9 protein-coding genes are annotated in these 16,706 nt (G+C 42.7%); 5 read left to right on the top strand and 4 right to left on the bottom strand.

Annotated features, from left to right (window positions below; genetic code table 11):
• The first annotated feature begins 62 nt into the window (after window positions 1-62).
• A complete protein-coding gene (locus AC07E5_RS13365) occupies window positions 63-1,763 on the top strand; it encodes an NAD-dependent malic enzyme (protein ID WP_004970216.1) in 1,701 nt (566 codons plus the stop codon).
• A 125-nt stretch (window positions 1,764-1,888) separates the two neighbouring features.
• Here AC07E5_RS13365 and AC07E5_RS13360 read toward each other — a convergent pair whose 3' ends face one another.
• Window positions 1,889-2,656: a hypothetical protein gene (locus AC07E5_RS13360; protein WP_096902222.1), complete on the bottom strand. Its 768-nt coding sequence runs from the start codon at window positions 2,654-2,656 to the stop codon at window positions 1,889-1,891.
• Between the two features lie 536 nt (window positions 2,657-3,192).
• The gene (locus tag AC07E5_RS13355; protein ID WP_004970213.1) at window positions 3,193-6,684 is read right to left on the bottom strand and encodes a PAS domain-containing hybrid sensor histidine kinase/response regulator; all 3,492 of its coding nucleotides are present in this window, start codon (window positions 6,682-6,684) and stop codon (window positions 3,193-3,195) included.
• A gap of 185 nt (window positions 6,685-6,869) precedes the next feature.
• On the opposite strand from AC07E5_RS13355, the gene AC07E5_RS13350 reads away from it, so the two are divergent.
• From AC07E5_RS13350 to AC07E5_RS13340, 3 genes are all read left to right on the top strand, one after another.
• A complete protein-coding gene (locus AC07E5_RS13350) occupies window positions 6,870-7,202 on the top strand; it encodes a DUF485 domain-containing protein (RefSeq protein WP_167845675.1) in 333 nt (110 codons plus the stop codon).
• A gap of 1 nt (window position 7,203) precedes the next feature.
• Window positions 7,204-8,913 (top strand): cation acetate symporter, encoded by a 1,710-nt coding sequence (locus AC07E5_RS13345; RefSeq protein WP_154321179.1) that lies wholly within the window; start codon window positions 7,204-7,206, stop codon window positions 8,911-8,913.
• A gap of 203 nt (window positions 8,914-9,116) precedes the next feature.
• The gene (locus AC07E5_RS13340; RefSeq protein ID WP_179996436.1) at window positions 9,117-9,815 is read left to right on the top strand and encodes an ion channel; all 699 of its coding nucleotides are present in this window, start codon (window positions 9,117-9,119) and stop codon (window positions 9,813-9,815) included.
• Window positions 9,816-9,905: 90 nt separating this feature from the next.
• Here AC07E5_RS13340 and omp33-36 read toward each other — a convergent pair whose 3' ends face one another.
• A complete protein-coding gene (gene omp33-36 / locus AC07E5_RS13335) occupies window positions 9,906-10,844 on the bottom strand; it encodes a porin Omp33-36 (protein WP_257221834.1) in 939 nt (312 codons plus the stop codon).
• A gap of 1,125 nt (window positions 10,845-11,969) precedes the next feature.
• On the opposite strand from omp33-36, the gene AC07E5_RS13330 reads away from it, so the two are divergent.
• On the top strand, window positions 11,970-13,670 hold the full coding sequence (locus tag AC07E5_RS13330; protein WP_498625651.1) for a GGDEF domain-containing protein: 1,701 nt from the start codon (window positions 11,970-11,972) through the stop codon (window positions 13,668-13,670).
• A gap of 124 nt (window positions 13,671-13,794) precedes the next feature.
• Here the strand turns inward: AC07E5_RS13330 and uvrA are convergent, their stop codons facing one another.
• A complete protein-coding gene (gene uvrA, locus AC07E5_RS13325) occupies window positions 13,795-16,629 on the bottom strand; it encodes an excinuclease ABC subunit UvrA (protein WP_004970200.1) in 2,835 nt (944 codons plus the stop codon).
• Window positions 16,630-16,706 lie beyond the last annotated feature (77 nt).

The raw sequence follows: 16,706 nt of genomic DNA, 5'->3' as shown, positions 1-16,706 counted from the left end.
AGATGTCAGATGGTGCATCTCAATCCATGCGCCATCAGCAACCGATTAGAATGAGATGAACAATGACAACCGCAAATTTGCAGCAGAAACGTCCTTTATATATTCCCTATGCGGGCAACGGCCTTTTAGAATTGCCTTTATTAAATAAAGGTTCTGCATTTTCAGAAGAAGAACGCACCCGTTTTAACTTGCATGGCTTAATTCCACATGCAATTGAAAATATTGAAGAACAAAGCCAGCGTTCGTATCAGCAATATTCTGCTTTTAGCGATGCCATCAACAAGCATATTTATTTGCGCAACATTCAGGACACCAATGAAACCCTGTTTTATCACCTGATTGAACAGCATTTGAGTGAAATGATGCCTATTATTTACACCCCAACTGTAGGCGAGGCATGTCAGCGTTTTTCCGATATTTACCGCCGTCATCGGGGTATTTTTATTTCCTATCCAGACCGTGCCCATATTGATGATATTGTACAAAACATCAATAAAAAGAATGTCAAAGTGATTGTGATTACCGATGGTGAGCGTATTTTAGGCTTGGGTGATCAGGGCATTGGCGGCATGGGTATTCCAATTGGAAAACTGTCTTTATATACAGCATGTGGCGGTATTAGTCCTGCCTATACCTTACCCATTACCTTAGATGTAGGCACCAATAACCCACAATTACTGAATGATCCGATCTATATGGGCTGGAATCAGCCACGTATTAGTGGTGAGGAATACTATCAATTTGTCGATCAGGTGATTGATGCGGTGAAACGCCGTTGGCCAAAGGCATTGATTCAGTTTGAAGATTTTGCTCAGAAAAATGCCATGCCGTTATTAAACAAATATCGTGATCAAATTTGTTGTTTTAATGATGATATTCAAGGCACGGCAGCCGTTTCTGTGGGCAGCTTAATTGCAGCATCACGGGCTGCAGGCAAACAACTGAAAGATCAAACCATTGCCTTCTTGGGCGCAGGTTCGGCAGGTTGTGGTATTGCCGAGCAAATTGTGGCGCAAATGGTGGTGGAAGGCTTAAGCGATGCTGAAGCACGTGCTCGTGTGTATATGGTGGATCGTTTTGGCTTATTCACCAGCAATCAGCCAAACTTGCTCGATTTCCAACGTAAATTGGCACAAAGTCCTGACCGTGTTGCACATTGGGGCAATCCTGAAGGTGTGATTTCTCTGTTGGACGTCATTCAAAACGCCAAGCCAACGGTATTGATTGGGGTTTCGGGGCAACCGGGTTTATTTACTGAAGAGGTGATTAAAACCTTGGCTGCCAATTGCGAGCGTCCAATTGTGTTGCCATTGTCAAACCCAACCTCACAAGTTGAAGCATTTCCTGCCGATATTTTGGAGTGGACTGAAGGCAAGGCCTTAATTGCAACAGGTAGCCCATTTGAGCCAGTGAACTATCAGGGCAAACTTTATAATATTTCCCAATGCAATAACTCGTATATTTTCCCAGGTATTGGCTTAGGGGTAATCGCTGCAGGGGCAACACGTGTGACAGACAGTATGTTAATTGCATCCAGTAATGCGCTGGCGGACTGCTCACCATTGTTGCAGGATCCAAATGCAGATTTATTGCCTGATTTAAATGAAATTCAGCAGGTGTCTAAATTTATTGCATTTAGAGTCGCAAAAGCAGCAATGGATGCAGGCGTTGCAGCTGTCATGAGTGATGAGGCATTACGAGAGGCAATTGAGGCTAATTTCTGGAAGCCTGAATATCGTGATTATAAACGTGTGACGTTTTAAGCAAAATTCATTCGTGTATTGTTAATGAAATAAGCCACAAGGCGTGCTATTGCACGCCTTGTTTTTATTTGGAATAGGATGGGGTTTGCGATGTGATTACTTGGAATTTAAGTCTTCAACTCACACTAAGCAATATAGTTCTGTTTTGGATTTAAATCGGCACAATTCAAAGGATTTAAGGCACATTGCAATTCATCAATTTGCTGCTCACTGACATAGCCTTGTCCAATCAGGTATTTTGCAACGTGGTCATCTCTCAGGCTTATAAACGCAGCATCGTACACGCCTAAATCGACAAATAAGGCTGCCGTTTCAAGACTGTTAAAACGGTCTAAATACACGTCATTGCCATACAGTAGAAAAATATGTTCAGTGGGTGCATGCGCATCGACTTTTAAGCGTTCTGCCAGCTCAAAAGGTGAGGTTTTAATGAACAGCAAATCGGACAATTCATCAAATTGAGCTGTATCGAGTTGTGCCTCATCTGTTTTGACTTTGCCTAACCATGCTTTAAAGACCAGTACCGCACCACCACGTAATAACATACTCCAAATATGCTGGCGGGTGCTTTGATCTAAGCCTTGCGCTTCTTGTTCCAAAACATCCAGTAATTGCTCCTCCTGTGCTGAAAGTTTGTTGAACAGACCTAAACCTTGTGGTTGATACGCCGCAGGGCGAAACACATCAAAATTGAGTTCTTCAAAGACTTGTAGGGCTAAGGGTACTGCGGTTTGATACAGGGTATTCAGCGCTTGTAGATGAGGAGCTTTGAGTTTGCTGTTTTGAAACAGACGATCCCAGTGAATTTCGGGCAATAGCGCATTTACGCCATATTGACGCTGTAGCTGCTGTGTTTGTTCTGCGAGCTGCTGTTCATGGTTCACGGTATTCATGAGATTCTTCCTAAAACGTGGAAACAGGTCGATCAACGCTTAATAGGGCAGGAAATTTGTTTGGATGTGGCTTGAAGATGAATGCGCTGATCATTTCTTGTACTTAGTTATGCGCGCAGATAGTCAATAGATGTATAAGACTAAAGTCTAATGTATTGCAATGTGCTCAGAAAAGCCTTTACAAACTCGGCAATTAAAGAAATTGTAAGCAAGTTTGGGTGTATTTGCTTACGATCTTGTCAGACTTTGCCATAGCGAATCTGACCATGATATTTAATGTGAATTGTAGCGCATCAAAAGGCAGTGTTTTTGAAAAGTTTGGTCAATTGGTGTGCTGCATCAGGTCAATCGCTGTCAATATTGACAGCAAATGTGTTGGATTTTCATTGTGGCCATATTTCGCTATGTAAAGTGAAGCTTGGTCATCAGACTAACAAATGTAACCAAACCAGAAAATGTAACAAGGTCGGTGCGTTCATCTCAGCTTTATCTCTGTGGGATGAGCGCCCCAAATTAGCCAAAGTTAGGTATGTGAATCAAGTCTCCGAAATTTTCAGACCCGATAACCAAGAACGTAGCGATGCTGGTTTTAATGGTTTTTTCAGCAAGACGATGTTGAGTTCTTTTAAGCGTTGCGGTAGTTCTGGATCAGAGTCAGCAGTAATTAACGCCACAGGTACATCGGCTTGACGATGTTCCAGAATAAAATCTAAACCGATTTTATCGTCATTTAAGTGCTGATCGACCAACCAAACTTGAATGTGCTCACGTTGAATCAACTCAATTGCTTGTTCAGGTTCGGTGGCTTTAAATACGTGATAGCCCCATTTACTCAGCAGGGTCGCCATGCCTTCCAAAATGGTTTCATCATTGTCTAAACACAAAATTTTATAGGCTTTGGTTTTCAACGGCACCACTTGCACAGGTGCAGCCACTACTTTTGGAGCTTCGACAATCGGCACTTCAATCATAAAGCACGAGCCTTTGCCCAATTCCGAATAGACATGCACAGGGTAGTTCAGCAAACTGGTCATACGCTGCACAATCGCTAACCCAAGACCTAGACCTTGCTCACCCCAAGGCGACGTATGTCCGCAACGCTCAAATTCCTGAAACAGTTTAATACGTTGTTCTTCGGCAATACCCGGACCTGTATCCCACACCCCAATTCTAATATGTTGTGGATGTTCTGCAGAACGTAACACGCCCACGACCACACGCCCTTTGGCGGTATAGCGCAGCGCATTGCTGACAAAGTTTTGAATAATACGACGAATCCATTGTGGGTCGGTATCAATCCAGAACTGTACGTCATGCACACGGAATTCAATGCCACGTTGTGCCGCAATGGATTTAAATTGCAGGCTTAAATCGCTGAGTAAGTCATGCAGTGGATAAGCCTGACGTTTCGGCTGAATCGTACCGCCTTCCAAACGGGCAATATCCAACAAGGCCGAGAGCATACTTTCTGCACCATGCAGGGCACGATCCAGTTGTTGCAGGGTTTTACGGTCTTCATCGGACTGAATACTTTGCTCTAAAGCCGTACTGAATAAGCGCGCTGCATGCATTGGCTGTAATAAGTCATGACTGGCAGCGGCAATAAAGCGGCTTTTGGACATATTGGCTTTGTCGGCTTGTTCACGTGCCAATTGCTGTTCTGCCAAAGCATCGGCCAATTGTTGTGTGCGATCTTGTACCCGTGCTTCAAGTACGGCTTCGTTTTCACGGAAAGCGGTAATATCGGCAAAGGTGGTCACGAAACCACCGCCTTCAATTGGATTACCACGCATTTGAATTACACGACCATCTTTACGGATGCGTTCAAACTCGTGTGCACTGCCCATTTTCATCCAGTGAATACGTTTACGCACGTGTTCTTCAATTGAGCCCGGACCACATTCACCACGTTCTGCGTTATAGCGAATCAAATCGGCAATTGGGCACCCGACATAGACAATATCTTTAGGATAATCAAATAGTTTGAGATATTGATTATTCCATGCTACCAAACACATATTTTCATCTACCACACTCACGCCTTGGGTCATGTGGTCAATCATGGTCATGATTAGGTTTTGGTTAAAGCGTTGCCATTGTGAGGCTTGGTCAAGAATATTCGCAACTTGCCCTAAAGCGAGTCCGTTATTGACCATGGCAGTGGTGAGCAAAGTACGCGCAGATGCTGCACCAATGGTGCCTGCCAAATATTGTTCGGTAAAACGCCACCACATGCCGTTGGCATTGGCATTTTCATTCAGCACCACATTATTTTGCTGACTAAACTGCTCAAAGGCTTGTCGGGTTGGAGATTCGCCTGTAATGCGTTTTGCCAGTGTGATTAAATCGCCTACTTTTAAACGCGCTACATCCTGATGTGAATAGCTGACCTCGTTGCTCATGTTCTGAGTTGGCAAAGGCTTGGTTTCATAATAAAAGAAACTTTCGGCCTGAATCTGTTCTGCCACACTTGGGCGGAAAATACGTGACACCCAAACATATAACAAAATATTTAAACCGAGCGCCCAAACCACCCCATGTGTGAGCGGGGCAAAAGATTCAAAGCCAAGCAAGGCTTCAGGGCGTAACCAGTTGATGCCTAAAGGTCCCAGCAATAAAAATTCACGGGTAAACTCGCTGAACTGACTTGGCAGGCTGCGTAAAATAGTCGGAAGTAGCAGGGTATAGGCCCACATCGCAAATCCAACAATTAAGCCTGCATAAACGCCCTGTTTACTGCCACCACGCCAATATAACCCCCCAATCAGGGCAGGGGAGAACTGTGCCACTGCACTAAAGGCCAACAAGCCAAACACAGAAAGTTGATCAATATCGTTAAAGAAGTTGAAGAACAGGAAGCCGAGCAGCATCACCGCTAAAATACAAATGCGTCGGGTGAATTTCAGTACCAAAGGCAAGCGCTTGTCATGGCGTGAGAAAATGCCCATGCGCCACAAGGCAGGCATGATCAGGTCATTACTCAGCATGATCGACAGTGCTACTGAAGATACCAATAGCATGCCTGTTGAGGCGGAGAATCCTCCCAAGAACGCCAACAGCGTCAACCAGTCTTGGTTATAACTGAGTGGCAAAGACAAAACCGCTACATCTGGGATGGCTAAATATTGCGGAGCTGCGTGCAAGGCCCAACTGGCAATTGGAACAATCGCGATGGTGGTTAAAATCAGATAAACGGCAAACCAGCGACGCGCACCCCGAATATGTTTTTCATCGCGCAGTTCGACCACAGCAACGTGAAACTGACGCGGCAAACAAATAATCGCTAATGCCGCCAATAAGGTTTGCACCCAAAAGGTTTCAGGCACACCAAACAGCTGTACTTCATGGAAGGTAATTGAAACATCATTGGCAATTTGATGAATATTGTCAGGCGCTTCAAATACAAAGAAGAAGGCCACAGCCAGCAAGGCAAATAGTTTGACAAAGGACTCAAAGGCAACCGCAAGCATTAAGCCGCCGTGTTGTTCGGTATTGGCAATTTGTCGAGTACCAAACAGCATCGCCAAAATAGCCAATAAACCTGTCAGGAATAACACCGCATTGGTGGTACTTTCAACATTGGTGCTTTGATCCAAAATCACTGCGGCACTCAGCGCAATTGCGCGTAATTGCAAAGCCAAATACGGGATAATTGCAATCACCGCCAAAATTGTGACCAGTGATGCCAATGGCCCGCTTTTACCGTAACGTGCAGCAACAAAGTCAGCAATCGATGAAATGGCGTGGTGTTGTCGCACTCGACCCAAACGTCGCCAAATATCATAACCAACAGCGACAAACAGCAATGGCCCTAAATAAATGGGTAAAAAAATGATCCCTTCACGAACGGCTGCGCCCGTTGCACCATAAAAAGTCCATGATGAACAGTACACCCCTAAAGTTAAGCTGAACATGAGCATGCGCCCACGCGTGCTTAAACGACTGGCGTGTTTTTCCCCATAGAAAGCACAGATAAAAAGTAATGCGATATAGAGGGCTAAAACCCCCATAATGAGCCAGCTGTTCATGATGCCTTAAAAGTATCGACAATAGGGCTATGATAGCCTATTCCATTGCCTTTGCGCTGAGGTTGATCATTTTTTTAGCGACCAAAGTCTAAATTGCAAATCGGCTCCAACATTGTTAATTTTAAGTTCGAAATAATTCGAATTAAAAATTTGCGCCTAAGGCAGGGCGCTTGAAGGAGCAGGTTATGGATGAGGTACAAGTAGAACGCATTCTACAAAACCCAAAATTCAAAGAAATGGTTCGCAGAAAAAGTAACCTAAGTTGGACATTAACAGCAATCATGTTGTTTGTGTACGTAGGTTTCATGCTTTTAGTGGGCTATAACAAAGAATTCTTATTGAGTTCAATTTCTGGCGGTGTGACGACTTGGGGTATTCCATTAGGTCTGAGCATTATCGTTTTATCTTTCATTTTGTGTGCTGTTTATTCATCAATTGCGAATGGCAAACTTGACCAATTGAACGAAGAAGCGATGCGTGAAGTTGAAGCAATTACACATGAGAAAGGAACGCACTAAGATGAAATGGAATTCATTGAAAGCACTGGCTGCGTCTACTGTATTAATGTCAGGTATGGCATTTGCAGGACCAGATTTAGGTGCAGCAGAACAGCAGCCAACCAACTGGCCTGCAATTATTATGTTCTTGATTTTCGTGGGCGCAACTTTGTTCATTACTAAATGGGCAGCGAAGCAAACCACAAGCACTAAGGACTTCTATACCGCAGGTGGTGGTATTTCAGGTTTCCAAAATGGTCTCGCGATTGCAGGTGACTATATGTCAGCAGCGTCGTTCCTGGGTATTTCCGCAATGGTGTTTATGTCAGGCTTTGACGGCTTGCTATACTCACTGGGCTTCATGGTGGGCTGGCCAATCGTATTGTTCTTGATTGCTGAACGTTTACGTAACTTAGGGAAATATAACCTTTCTGACGTGGTCTCGTTCCGTTTATCTGAAAAGCCAGTACGTACCCTTGCAGCATTCAGTTCGCTTGTCGTAGTTGCATTCTACCTGATTGCACAAATGGTAGGTGCGGGTCAGTTAATCAAACTTCTCTTCGGTTTGAACTACAACCTTGCTGTAGTGATCGTGGGTCTACTCATGATGGCTTACGTAATGTTCGGTGGTATGTTGGCAACAACTTGGGTACAGATCATCAAAGCGGTGATGTTACTTTCAGGTGCAACTTTCATGGCCTTCATGGTAATGAAAGGTGTGGGCTTCAGCTTCACTAACATGTTCGAGCAATCGATCCAAGTTTTCTCTAAAGTACATGACTTGAGCTTGGCAGATGCTGCAAACATTATGGGTCCTGGTAAATTAGCATCTAACCCAATTGATGCAATCTCACTTGGTCTTGCGTTAATGTTCGGTACTGCAGGTTTACCACACATCTTGATGCGTTTCTTCACAGTAAAAGACGCGAAAGAAGCACGTAAATCAGTAGTTGTAGCAACCGGTTTCATTGGTTACTTCTACCTATTAACCTTCATCATTGGTTTTGGTGCGATCCTTTATGTATCAAACAACCCACAATTCCTTGATGTTGCGAAAATGGCAGTTACTGGCAAGTTAGAACTTGTTGGTGGTAACAACATGGCTGCGGTGCACTTGGCTGATGCGGTTGGCGGTGACTTGTTCATGGGCTTCATTTCAGCAGTAGCATTCGCAACAATTCTTGCGGTAGTTGCTGGTTTGACATTGTCTGGCGCTTCAGCAATCTCTCACGACTTGTATGCTAACGTATTCAAGAAAGGTCAAACGACACCTGAATCTGAACTTCGCATGTCTAAAATTGCAACTTTAGGCTTAGCAATCTTCGCAATGATCTTGGGTATTCTTTTCGAGAAACAAAACGTTGCGTTCATGGTCGGTTTAGCATTCTCTGTAGCAGCATGTGCAAACTTCCCAGTACTTGTACTATCTATGTTCTGGAAAGGCTTAACGACTCGTGGTGCAGTGATTGGTGGGGTAGCAGGCTTAGTTTCAGCAGTAACCTTGATTGTATTGTCTAAAGCAGTTTGGGTAGATACGCTGCAAATTTCTGACACACCAATCAACCCATTCAATGGTCCTGCGATCTTTGCAATGCCACTTTCATTCTTCTGCTGCTGGTTGTTCTCTATCACTGACAACTCTGCGCAAGCACAAGCTGAACGTAAAGCATTTGATGCACAGTTCGTACGCTCACAAACTGGTATTGGTATCTCAGGTGCATCTGACCACTAAGGTCTGAAACCCCTGAAAAAAAGTCCCAGTCATGGGACTTTTTTTATGTCTGCCTGTTGGCTTGGGTAAGCATACCGATCAATATCTTGAGCATTTATGGATACGGTTATTGAGATATGCAATTTTGATACAGAGTGATTGCATTACATGACTAAATAAGCTGCTATGTTGGATGCAATATAAAAAGAATAGGTAGCAGATATATGTACATATTAGACAATGTCTGGAAAAGGTTTCAGGTCTTGCCTTCGGCATGGCTGTTGTTTTTGCAGTTTGTGATTTTGCTACTTTCACTCTTTTCACATCACAACATGCCCTACAAAGTCATCACTTGGATGGTGGGGGTATTGGTGTTGCTGCTCATTGCTAAAGTGATTCGACAAACGCCAATGTTGAGTGTTTTGGGTCTAAGTTTTGTGTATGCGGCTTTATTCTTTTCATTCTTTATTTTACTAGGTGTGCGGCATCCTCTTATTCTGGTGATGAGTCATGCTTGTGAAGCTGCAGCCTATTTTAGTGCAGCCTATGGCTTATTGCGTTATATGTTCCATGATCGTTATTTAACTAAAGATGAGCTGTTTGCTGCTGCAGCGGTGTTTACCTTAATCGCTTGGGGTTTTGCCTTTTTATATAGCATTTGCCAGATTCTGATTCCGCAAAGTTTTCAGAACCCAAATGCTGTAGGTTTGCAAAGTTGGCTAGATTTACTATTTTTAAGTTTTAGTTTGCAGTCTGCGACAGGCTTATCTGATCTTATACCGATCAGCCCAGAAGCACGGGTGATTGCCATGTTGCAAATGTTCTGTGGCGTGATGTATTTGGCATTGATCGTGTCACGTTTAATCGCATTGCAGTACATTCGCCACTTACCACATCATCACCATGATGATTCGGCCGAGTAAAACAGCGTGCAAATTTTTCATGACATATTTCAGGCATAAAAAAAGACGCTCAGATGAGCGTCTTTTTTAACTTCGGTATCTAATGTGAAATTAGAAACGGAATTTAGCGTTTACACCAACAGTTTGAGTGTCAAGTACATCAGCGTCTTCTTCTGCTGCTTTAGCTGCTTCGAAGTTTGCATTTACATAGCTTGCACCTACTGAAACCGCAGGAGTGATGAAGTAGTTTACGTTCGCGCCCCAAGCTTTATTTGGAGAATCGTTGTAGCTTGACTCCATGTATGACGCACCAACGCTAAGTGCTGGTGTTAAATAAAGATCAGTTTTTAAGTTATAAGCAGTGCTTTCACCGTAAACTAGACCTGCTTCAAAACCAACAGCCATATTGGTGCCGTCAATTGCACCTACGTATTTTGTACGTGCAGTGATTGCATCTTGATCTTGATTGATTGTGCCTGACTCAAGTGCTGCTTTAGCAACACCATTAGAAAGGATGTTGAAAGCATCATAAGAAGTTTGGTCTGCAACGCTTGTATAACCTACAGCAACTAAGAAGTTAGGCGCTACTACTGCACCAAGTTCTAAGGCATAACGGTCGCCATTGTCATTATCTTGACCGCCTTTACCATCTGTGATGGTGTGGCTATATGCTGCACTTGCATAAACAGGAACCAATTGAGTTGGAATATACGCTTCAGCTTTAGCACCATAAACATGAGATACGAAATCTGCTTCGTCAGCATCTACATCGTATTCACCATAGTTGTATGCTAAAGAGAAGTTAGACGCTTGGTTTAAGAACGCAGCTTCAGCCAATGGACCTTTAGTCGCATCAACATTTTTGAAGTAGTAAGTACCTTGAACAGCACCAGTGAAATTCTTATCATTTACTGTATTGTCGATGTATTCAGATTGACCTTGAACTTCGAATTGGTACGCTTGAGCACCGGTCATGGCTAATAATAATGCAGTGGCTAAACCGAGTTTTTTCATGATAGTTACCAGTTTTGTTAAAAATGGATGAAACATTGATCATTTTAGTGTAACAAATTATTAAGTCAATGAACTAAAAGGACTTTATTTAAGAATTAAGTCCAATTGACTTTGTTGTTTAAAAAATATTCAAATAAAATTTTTGCTGTCAACCTAAAAACTGTATGGATAACAAGTCGATATGTTCGTTTTTGCAACAAAAGTAGAAATAATAAGCAAAGCATTAATTGGATTAATCGATCATTTTTATTGAAATTATCTTTAATAATAATTCTTGGAATGTGAAGAATAACGGAAAAATTCACCTGTTTTAGGGTGAAATCATGATATTTGGGTAAAAAACAAGCAATAAAGAAGGCTTGTTTAGACTGAATTTGAGTGGAATATTTGAATTAATGTGAGTTTAGTCACATTAAATTTTAATATTTGTATAAAAATAAATCAGACTGGTTGACTAGGCTTTACATAAACTGTGATTTATTTCATAATTCCACCATGAAGTCCTACTACTTAAGTCGGGTTTGTAAATTATGTGACTTATCTCATAATTTAACCATCAAATCCTAAGCTTGGTTCATCCAGTAGTGCGATCTGATTCTCCATAATTGTTTGCTTTTTATCTGCCCAACTTTCCCCAAGGTTGGGTTTTTTTTTGCATGTGAAAACGCAAATGGTTTTGCGAAAATTGCACTGATATGGTGCAGTTTGAGGGTGTGATATGATCAAAACCCATAAAAAAATCCCAGTTTTCTTTCAAAAACTGGGATTTTTCGCCAAAATTTGCGGGTAAATTTAGTTTACTGCTGAGGAAAAACTAAACTCGCCCTAATGAGGTGCATTATGCACCCAAATGTTGCATCTGTAAAATATTTTCTGCATGCTGAAACATTATTTTTTGTATTTGTTGTTTTAAGAAAATCGGCACAGGGTATGGTTTTGGACGTTTTCTTGAATAAGATGCTCTAGTTAGACAGGTTTAAAATATCAGATCCAATTTAGCTATTATGATTTGGTGATAAAAACTAAATAATTCAAAATATAAGTGAATTAATTATCTTTTTTGTAAGTAATTTAAAGATTGCTCATGTAATATAGTCGCCGATTAAGTGATCAAGTCCACGATTTTGCACAGTTATAATGACGTAGGTGAAACTTAGCATGATGATGAAATTGCGCACAGAGCATATCAGTCAGCGACTGTTGATCTCGATGATCATTATTATCGTGTCATTGCTTTTTATTTGCGTTCCTCTGATGGTGAATAGTTATCAGAGTTATCAAAAAACAAAACGTGCTTTAATTGAAATTTCCGTATTAGGCAAAGTGGCTGAACTGACCAATAGTATTTCGCGTGAACGAGCGCCTGCGAATAAAGTCATGTCGAGTTCAGCAGCTGAATTTCAGCAAAATTTACAAGAACTGAAAGCGTACCGTGCTGGCGTGGATCAACAAGTAGAACAGACCATCAATATTTTAAGAAAAGAAGGTTTTATTATCCATGCGCATCATTTATCGCATCAATTAAAGACCGCTTTAGAACAAGGGCGTCAGGCGGTCGATGAATATGCAGAAACTCCACAGCATTTGCGTAGCTCTCAACAGATGGATCATGCGATTCAAAAAATGTTTGCGGCATGGGACAGTTCTCAGCATGTGCTGAAACACGTCATGCTCGATTCAGTGGCAAAAGACTCATCGGTATCGACCTATTATAGTGTGATTTTTGTTCTTTCAGATTTGCGTGATCAAGCGGGAAGGGTGGCATCCAATATTATTGCCGCGGTAACGTTTGCTGAAAAAATTCCTGAAACCAATTTGGCGAGCTCTTTGCAAACCCAACGCCAAGCTTATTATTTGTGGGATTTAATCCATACCATTTTGCCTGAAGCACATAAAATTCCTGAATATAATATTTTGCATAATCAATTAAAAAAGGAGTTTTTGGATGAGGGAATTCCTATCGTCAATCAATTGATTCAGCAAAGTATTGATGGGCAACCCTATTCATTGACAGGTACTGAACTCACCCAAAAAATTGTGGATAAATTCAACACTGTGGTCAGTTTGCAGTCATTTATATTAGCGCACAGTTTGCAGGTTGCGCACAAAGATTATCATCAAGCTCAGCGTATTTTCATTTTAACCCTAGTAGCGTCAATTATTTCGTTATTGGCTGCTATTTTCACCATGGTCTATGCGCGCTCAAAGGTCTTTATTCCTTTAATTCAGGCACGCAGCCAAATTTTACGCTTAGCAGCTTATGAAGATGAAGCTCAAGGTACGCAAAATCCAGACAAGGTAACGCTCTTAGAGGCCATTCAAAAATTAAAACAACGCCTAGAGCAGCGTGATATTTTAGAATTTCAGCTGCGTAATATTGCCAATACCGATGCCTTAACTGGTGTTTCCAACCGTTTGCCGCTTGAGGAATACATCAAATATTTAGAACATCGACCTGAAAAATTGAGCAAAACTGGTCTGATTATTATGGATGTGGATAAATTCAAACACATTAACGATACCTTCGGGCATGTGGTAGGTGACCAAGCTTTAAAATGTATTGCCGATACTCTCAAAGCGCATGTCCGTGCCTCAGACTTGGTGGTGCGTTATGGTGGCGATGAGTTTTTGGTTTTGATTGAGCAAATAGAATTTACTGAGGCGCTGTATTTGGCAGATAAATTGCGCTGCCATATTGTGAATCAAGAAATTTTTATTCCAGAACTGAATGATTATATTCAAGTGTCGGTCAGTGCTGGCGTGGCGGTGGGTGCTGCGTCATGGAGCAGATTGTTGGAAAAAGCCGATAAACACTTATTTAGAGCCAAAGCACGTGGGCGCAATGCCGTTGCTGGTGACTAAGTCACAGTAATTGATCCACGAGCATTTCCGAAGTGATAAAAAGCCTAGAGTGAAAGATTCAGCACAAGTTTGTGCTGAATCTGTATTTAAACTTGAATGGGCTTAAAAACTGAAATAATCTATTTTAGCCTTTTAACATCGGTTTTAAGAATTTTGCGGTATGTGAAATTTTAGATTTTGCGACAGTTTCAGGTGTGCCTTCGGCAATGATTTGTCCACCGCCTGCACCACCTTCAGGGCCTAAATCGACAATCCAGTCTGCAGTTTTAATCACATCTAGGTTGTGTTCAATCACCACAATGGTATTACCCTTGTTGCGTAGCTCATGCAGGATGTCGAGCAATTTGGCAATGTCATGGAAGTGCAAACCAGTGGTCGGTTCATCCAGTACATACAGGGTTTTGCCTGTATCTCGTTTGGCCAGTTCACGCGCCAGTTTTACGCGCTGTGCTTCACCGCCAGATAAAGTTGTAGCTGATTGACCAAGGCGGATATAACCCAAGCCAACCTGATTTAACGTTTCCAACCGACGATGAATCACAGGAATGGCATCAAAGAAATGCATGGCATCTTCAACGGTCATTTCCAAAACATCAGAAATATTGCGACCTTTATAACTGACTTCCAAAGTTTCGCGGTTATAGCGTTTACCATGACAGGCATCGCAAGGCACGTACATATCTGGCAAGAAGTGCATGGCAACTTTAATCATGCCATCACCCTCACAAGCTTCGCAGCGTCCACCTTTAACGTTAAAGGAGAAGCGTCCTGCTGCATAGCCACGTGCTTTAGCTTCAGGGGTTTGCGCAAACAGCTCACGAATTGGAGTGAACAAGCCTGTATAGGTCGCGGGGTTCGAGCGTGGCGTTCGCCCAATCGGGCTTTGGTCAATATCCACCACTTTATCTAAATATTGCAAACCATCAATCGAGTCGAATTTTTCTGCGGTTAATGTAGTTGCGCCATTTAATTGTGTTGCAGCCAAAGGCAACAAAGTACGGTTAATTAGGGTGGATTTTCCTGAACCCGACACGCCTGTGACACAAGTCATTACCCCTAAAGGCAAAGTGAGATCCACTTTTTTCAGGTTATGTCCTGCTGCGCCCATTAGCTTAATTTGTTGTTCGGGATGTGGCGGTTGGGTGCGCGTTTTCGGCACTTCAATTTTTAATTTGCCCGATAAATACTGCCCTGTTAGGGAGTCTGCATGTTCGGCCAGTTCTGCATAGGTGCCTTCGGCAATAATATGTCCACCATGCACACCTGCACCTGGGCCAATATCAATAATATGGTCGGCAGCGCGAATCGCATCTTCATCGTGTTCTACCACTAACACCGTGTTACCCAAGTCACGTAAACGAATCAGGGTTTCCAACAGGCGATCATTGTCACGCTGGTGCAAGCCAATTGAAGGTTCATCTAGCACATACATCACGCCCATAAGCCCCGCACCAATTTGAGATGCCAAGCGGATACGTTGTGCTTCACCGCCTGAAAGAGTTTCGGCGGAGCGTGACAGACTTAAATAATTCAAACCCACCGACACTAAAAAGTGCAGACGTTCACGAATTTCTTTAAAGATTTTATCTGCGACTTCACCTTTGGCCCCTTCAAGATTTAAGCCTTGATAGTAGTCTTCGGCATCGCCAATCGACATTTGGGTAATTTGAGCAATGGTTTTGTCTTTCACGCGGACATTACGAGAGATTTCATTTAAACGTGAACCACCGCAGGCATCACAGGCAGCATTAGATAAATACTGCGCCAAATCATCACGTACATAATTACTTTCGGTTTCACGGTAACGACGTTCTAAATGCGGTAACACGCCTTCAAACGCAATCACACGTTTATGGTGGCGTCCACGTTCATCAGTATAGCTCAGGTCAATTTTGTCTTTACCTGTGCCATACAGGAATTTCTTTTGTGTCACGCTGTCCAGCTGATTCCATGCCGTATCGAGTGAGAGTTCATAATGTGCCGCGACTTTTTCCAGCATGCTGTAATAATACGGACGCTGTCTGTCCCAGCCGCGAATTGCGCCCTGACTAATCGACAGTTCAGGGTTTGGAATCAATTTTTCCGCACTGAAATGGCTACGTGTCCCCAAACCATCACAAGTTGGACAAGCGCCAAAAGGGTTGTTAAATGAGAACAGGCGCGGTTCAAGTTCTGCCACGGCACGGTCACATTGCGGGCAAGAGTGCTTGGCCGAAAAAATACGATCAGGTTGTTCCGCATTCATCCACGATAAAATGGCTAAATCGCCACCTAAACGCAGTGCAGTTTCAAAGCTTTCGGCAATACGGTTGCCCAAATCATCTCGGACTTTAAAACGGTCTACCACCACTTCAATGGTATGTTTTTTCTTTTTATCGAGTTCTGGTGGTGGGTCAATGTCCATGACTTCGCCATCAACTCGGGCGCGTACAAAACCCTGACTTTGTAGCTGTTCAAACAGATGCACATATTCGCCTTTACGCTCACGAATCACAGGCGCGAGTAGCATTAAGGCAGTGCCTTCTTCCAGTGCTTTTACAGCATCGACCATTTCTGAAACAGTTTGCGCCACCATTGGTAAATCATGTTCAGGACAGTAAGGTGTGCCGACACGTGCATACAGTAAACGCAAATAGTCGTAAATTTCGGTAATGGTACCCACGGTTGAACGCGGGTTATGGCTGGTCGATTTCTGTTCAATGGCAATTGCGGGACTTAGACCTTCAATCGAGTCGACTTCAGGTTTTTCCATTTGCGATAAAAACTGGCGTGCGTATGCAGAAAGCGATTCGACATAACGACGCTGTCCTTCGGCATAAAGGGTATCAAACGCCAGTGAAGATTTTCCTGAACCAGATAAACCCGTAATTACCACAAATTTATCGCGTGGAATATCAAGGTTCACGTTTTTTAGGTTATGGGTACGTGCACCTCGAATACGGATATGACTTTGGCTCATAAAAACTTCTCGATATTTTGCAAATGAAAAACCTATATATGATAGCGCATGAAAATTGTTCAAGTGTTATTTTTCAT

The sequence above is a fragment of the Acinetobacter seohaensis genome, assembly GCF_056431365.1.
Note: the sequence above shows the minus strand (reverse complement) of the source record. Positions and strands in the feature narration are given on the sequence as shown.

Bases quoted from the DNA above. Each gene is read 5' to 3' on its own strand.
- AC07E5_RS13365 (WP_004970216.1), top strand. From the start codon at position 63: ATGACAACCGCAAATTTGCAGCAGAAACGTCCTTTATATATTCCCTAT.
- AC07E5_RS13360 (WP_096902222.1), bottom strand. From the start codon at position 2,656: ATGAATACCGTGAACCATGAACAGCAGCTCGCAGAACAAACACAGCAG.
- AC07E5_RS13355 (WP_004970213.1), bottom strand. From the start codon at position 6,684: ATGAACAGCTGGCTCATTATGGGGGTTTTAGCCCTCTATATCGCATTA.
- AC07E5_RS13350 (WP_167845675.1), top strand. From the start codon at position 6,870: ATGGATGAGGTACAAGTAGAACGCATTCTACAAAACCCAAAATTCAAA.
- AC07E5_RS13345 (WP_154321179.1), top strand. From the start codon at position 7,204: ATGAAATGGAATTCATTGAAAGCACTGGCTGCGTCTACTGTATTAATG.
- AC07E5_RS13340 (WP_179996436.1), top strand. From the start codon at position 9,117: ATGTACATATTAGACAATGTCTGGAAAAGGTTTCAGGTCTTGCCTTCG.
- omp33-36 (WP_257221834.1), bottom strand. From the start codon at position 10,844: ATGTTTCATCCATTTTTAACAAAACTGGTAACTATCATGAAAAAACTC.
- AC07E5_RS13330 (WP_498625651.1), top strand. From the start codon at position 11,970: ATGATGAAATTGCGCACAGAGCATATCAGTCAGCGACTGTTGATCTCG.
- uvrA (WP_004970200.1), bottom strand. From the start codon at position 16,629: ATGAGCCAAAGTCATATCCGTATTCGAGGTGCACGTACCCATAACCTA.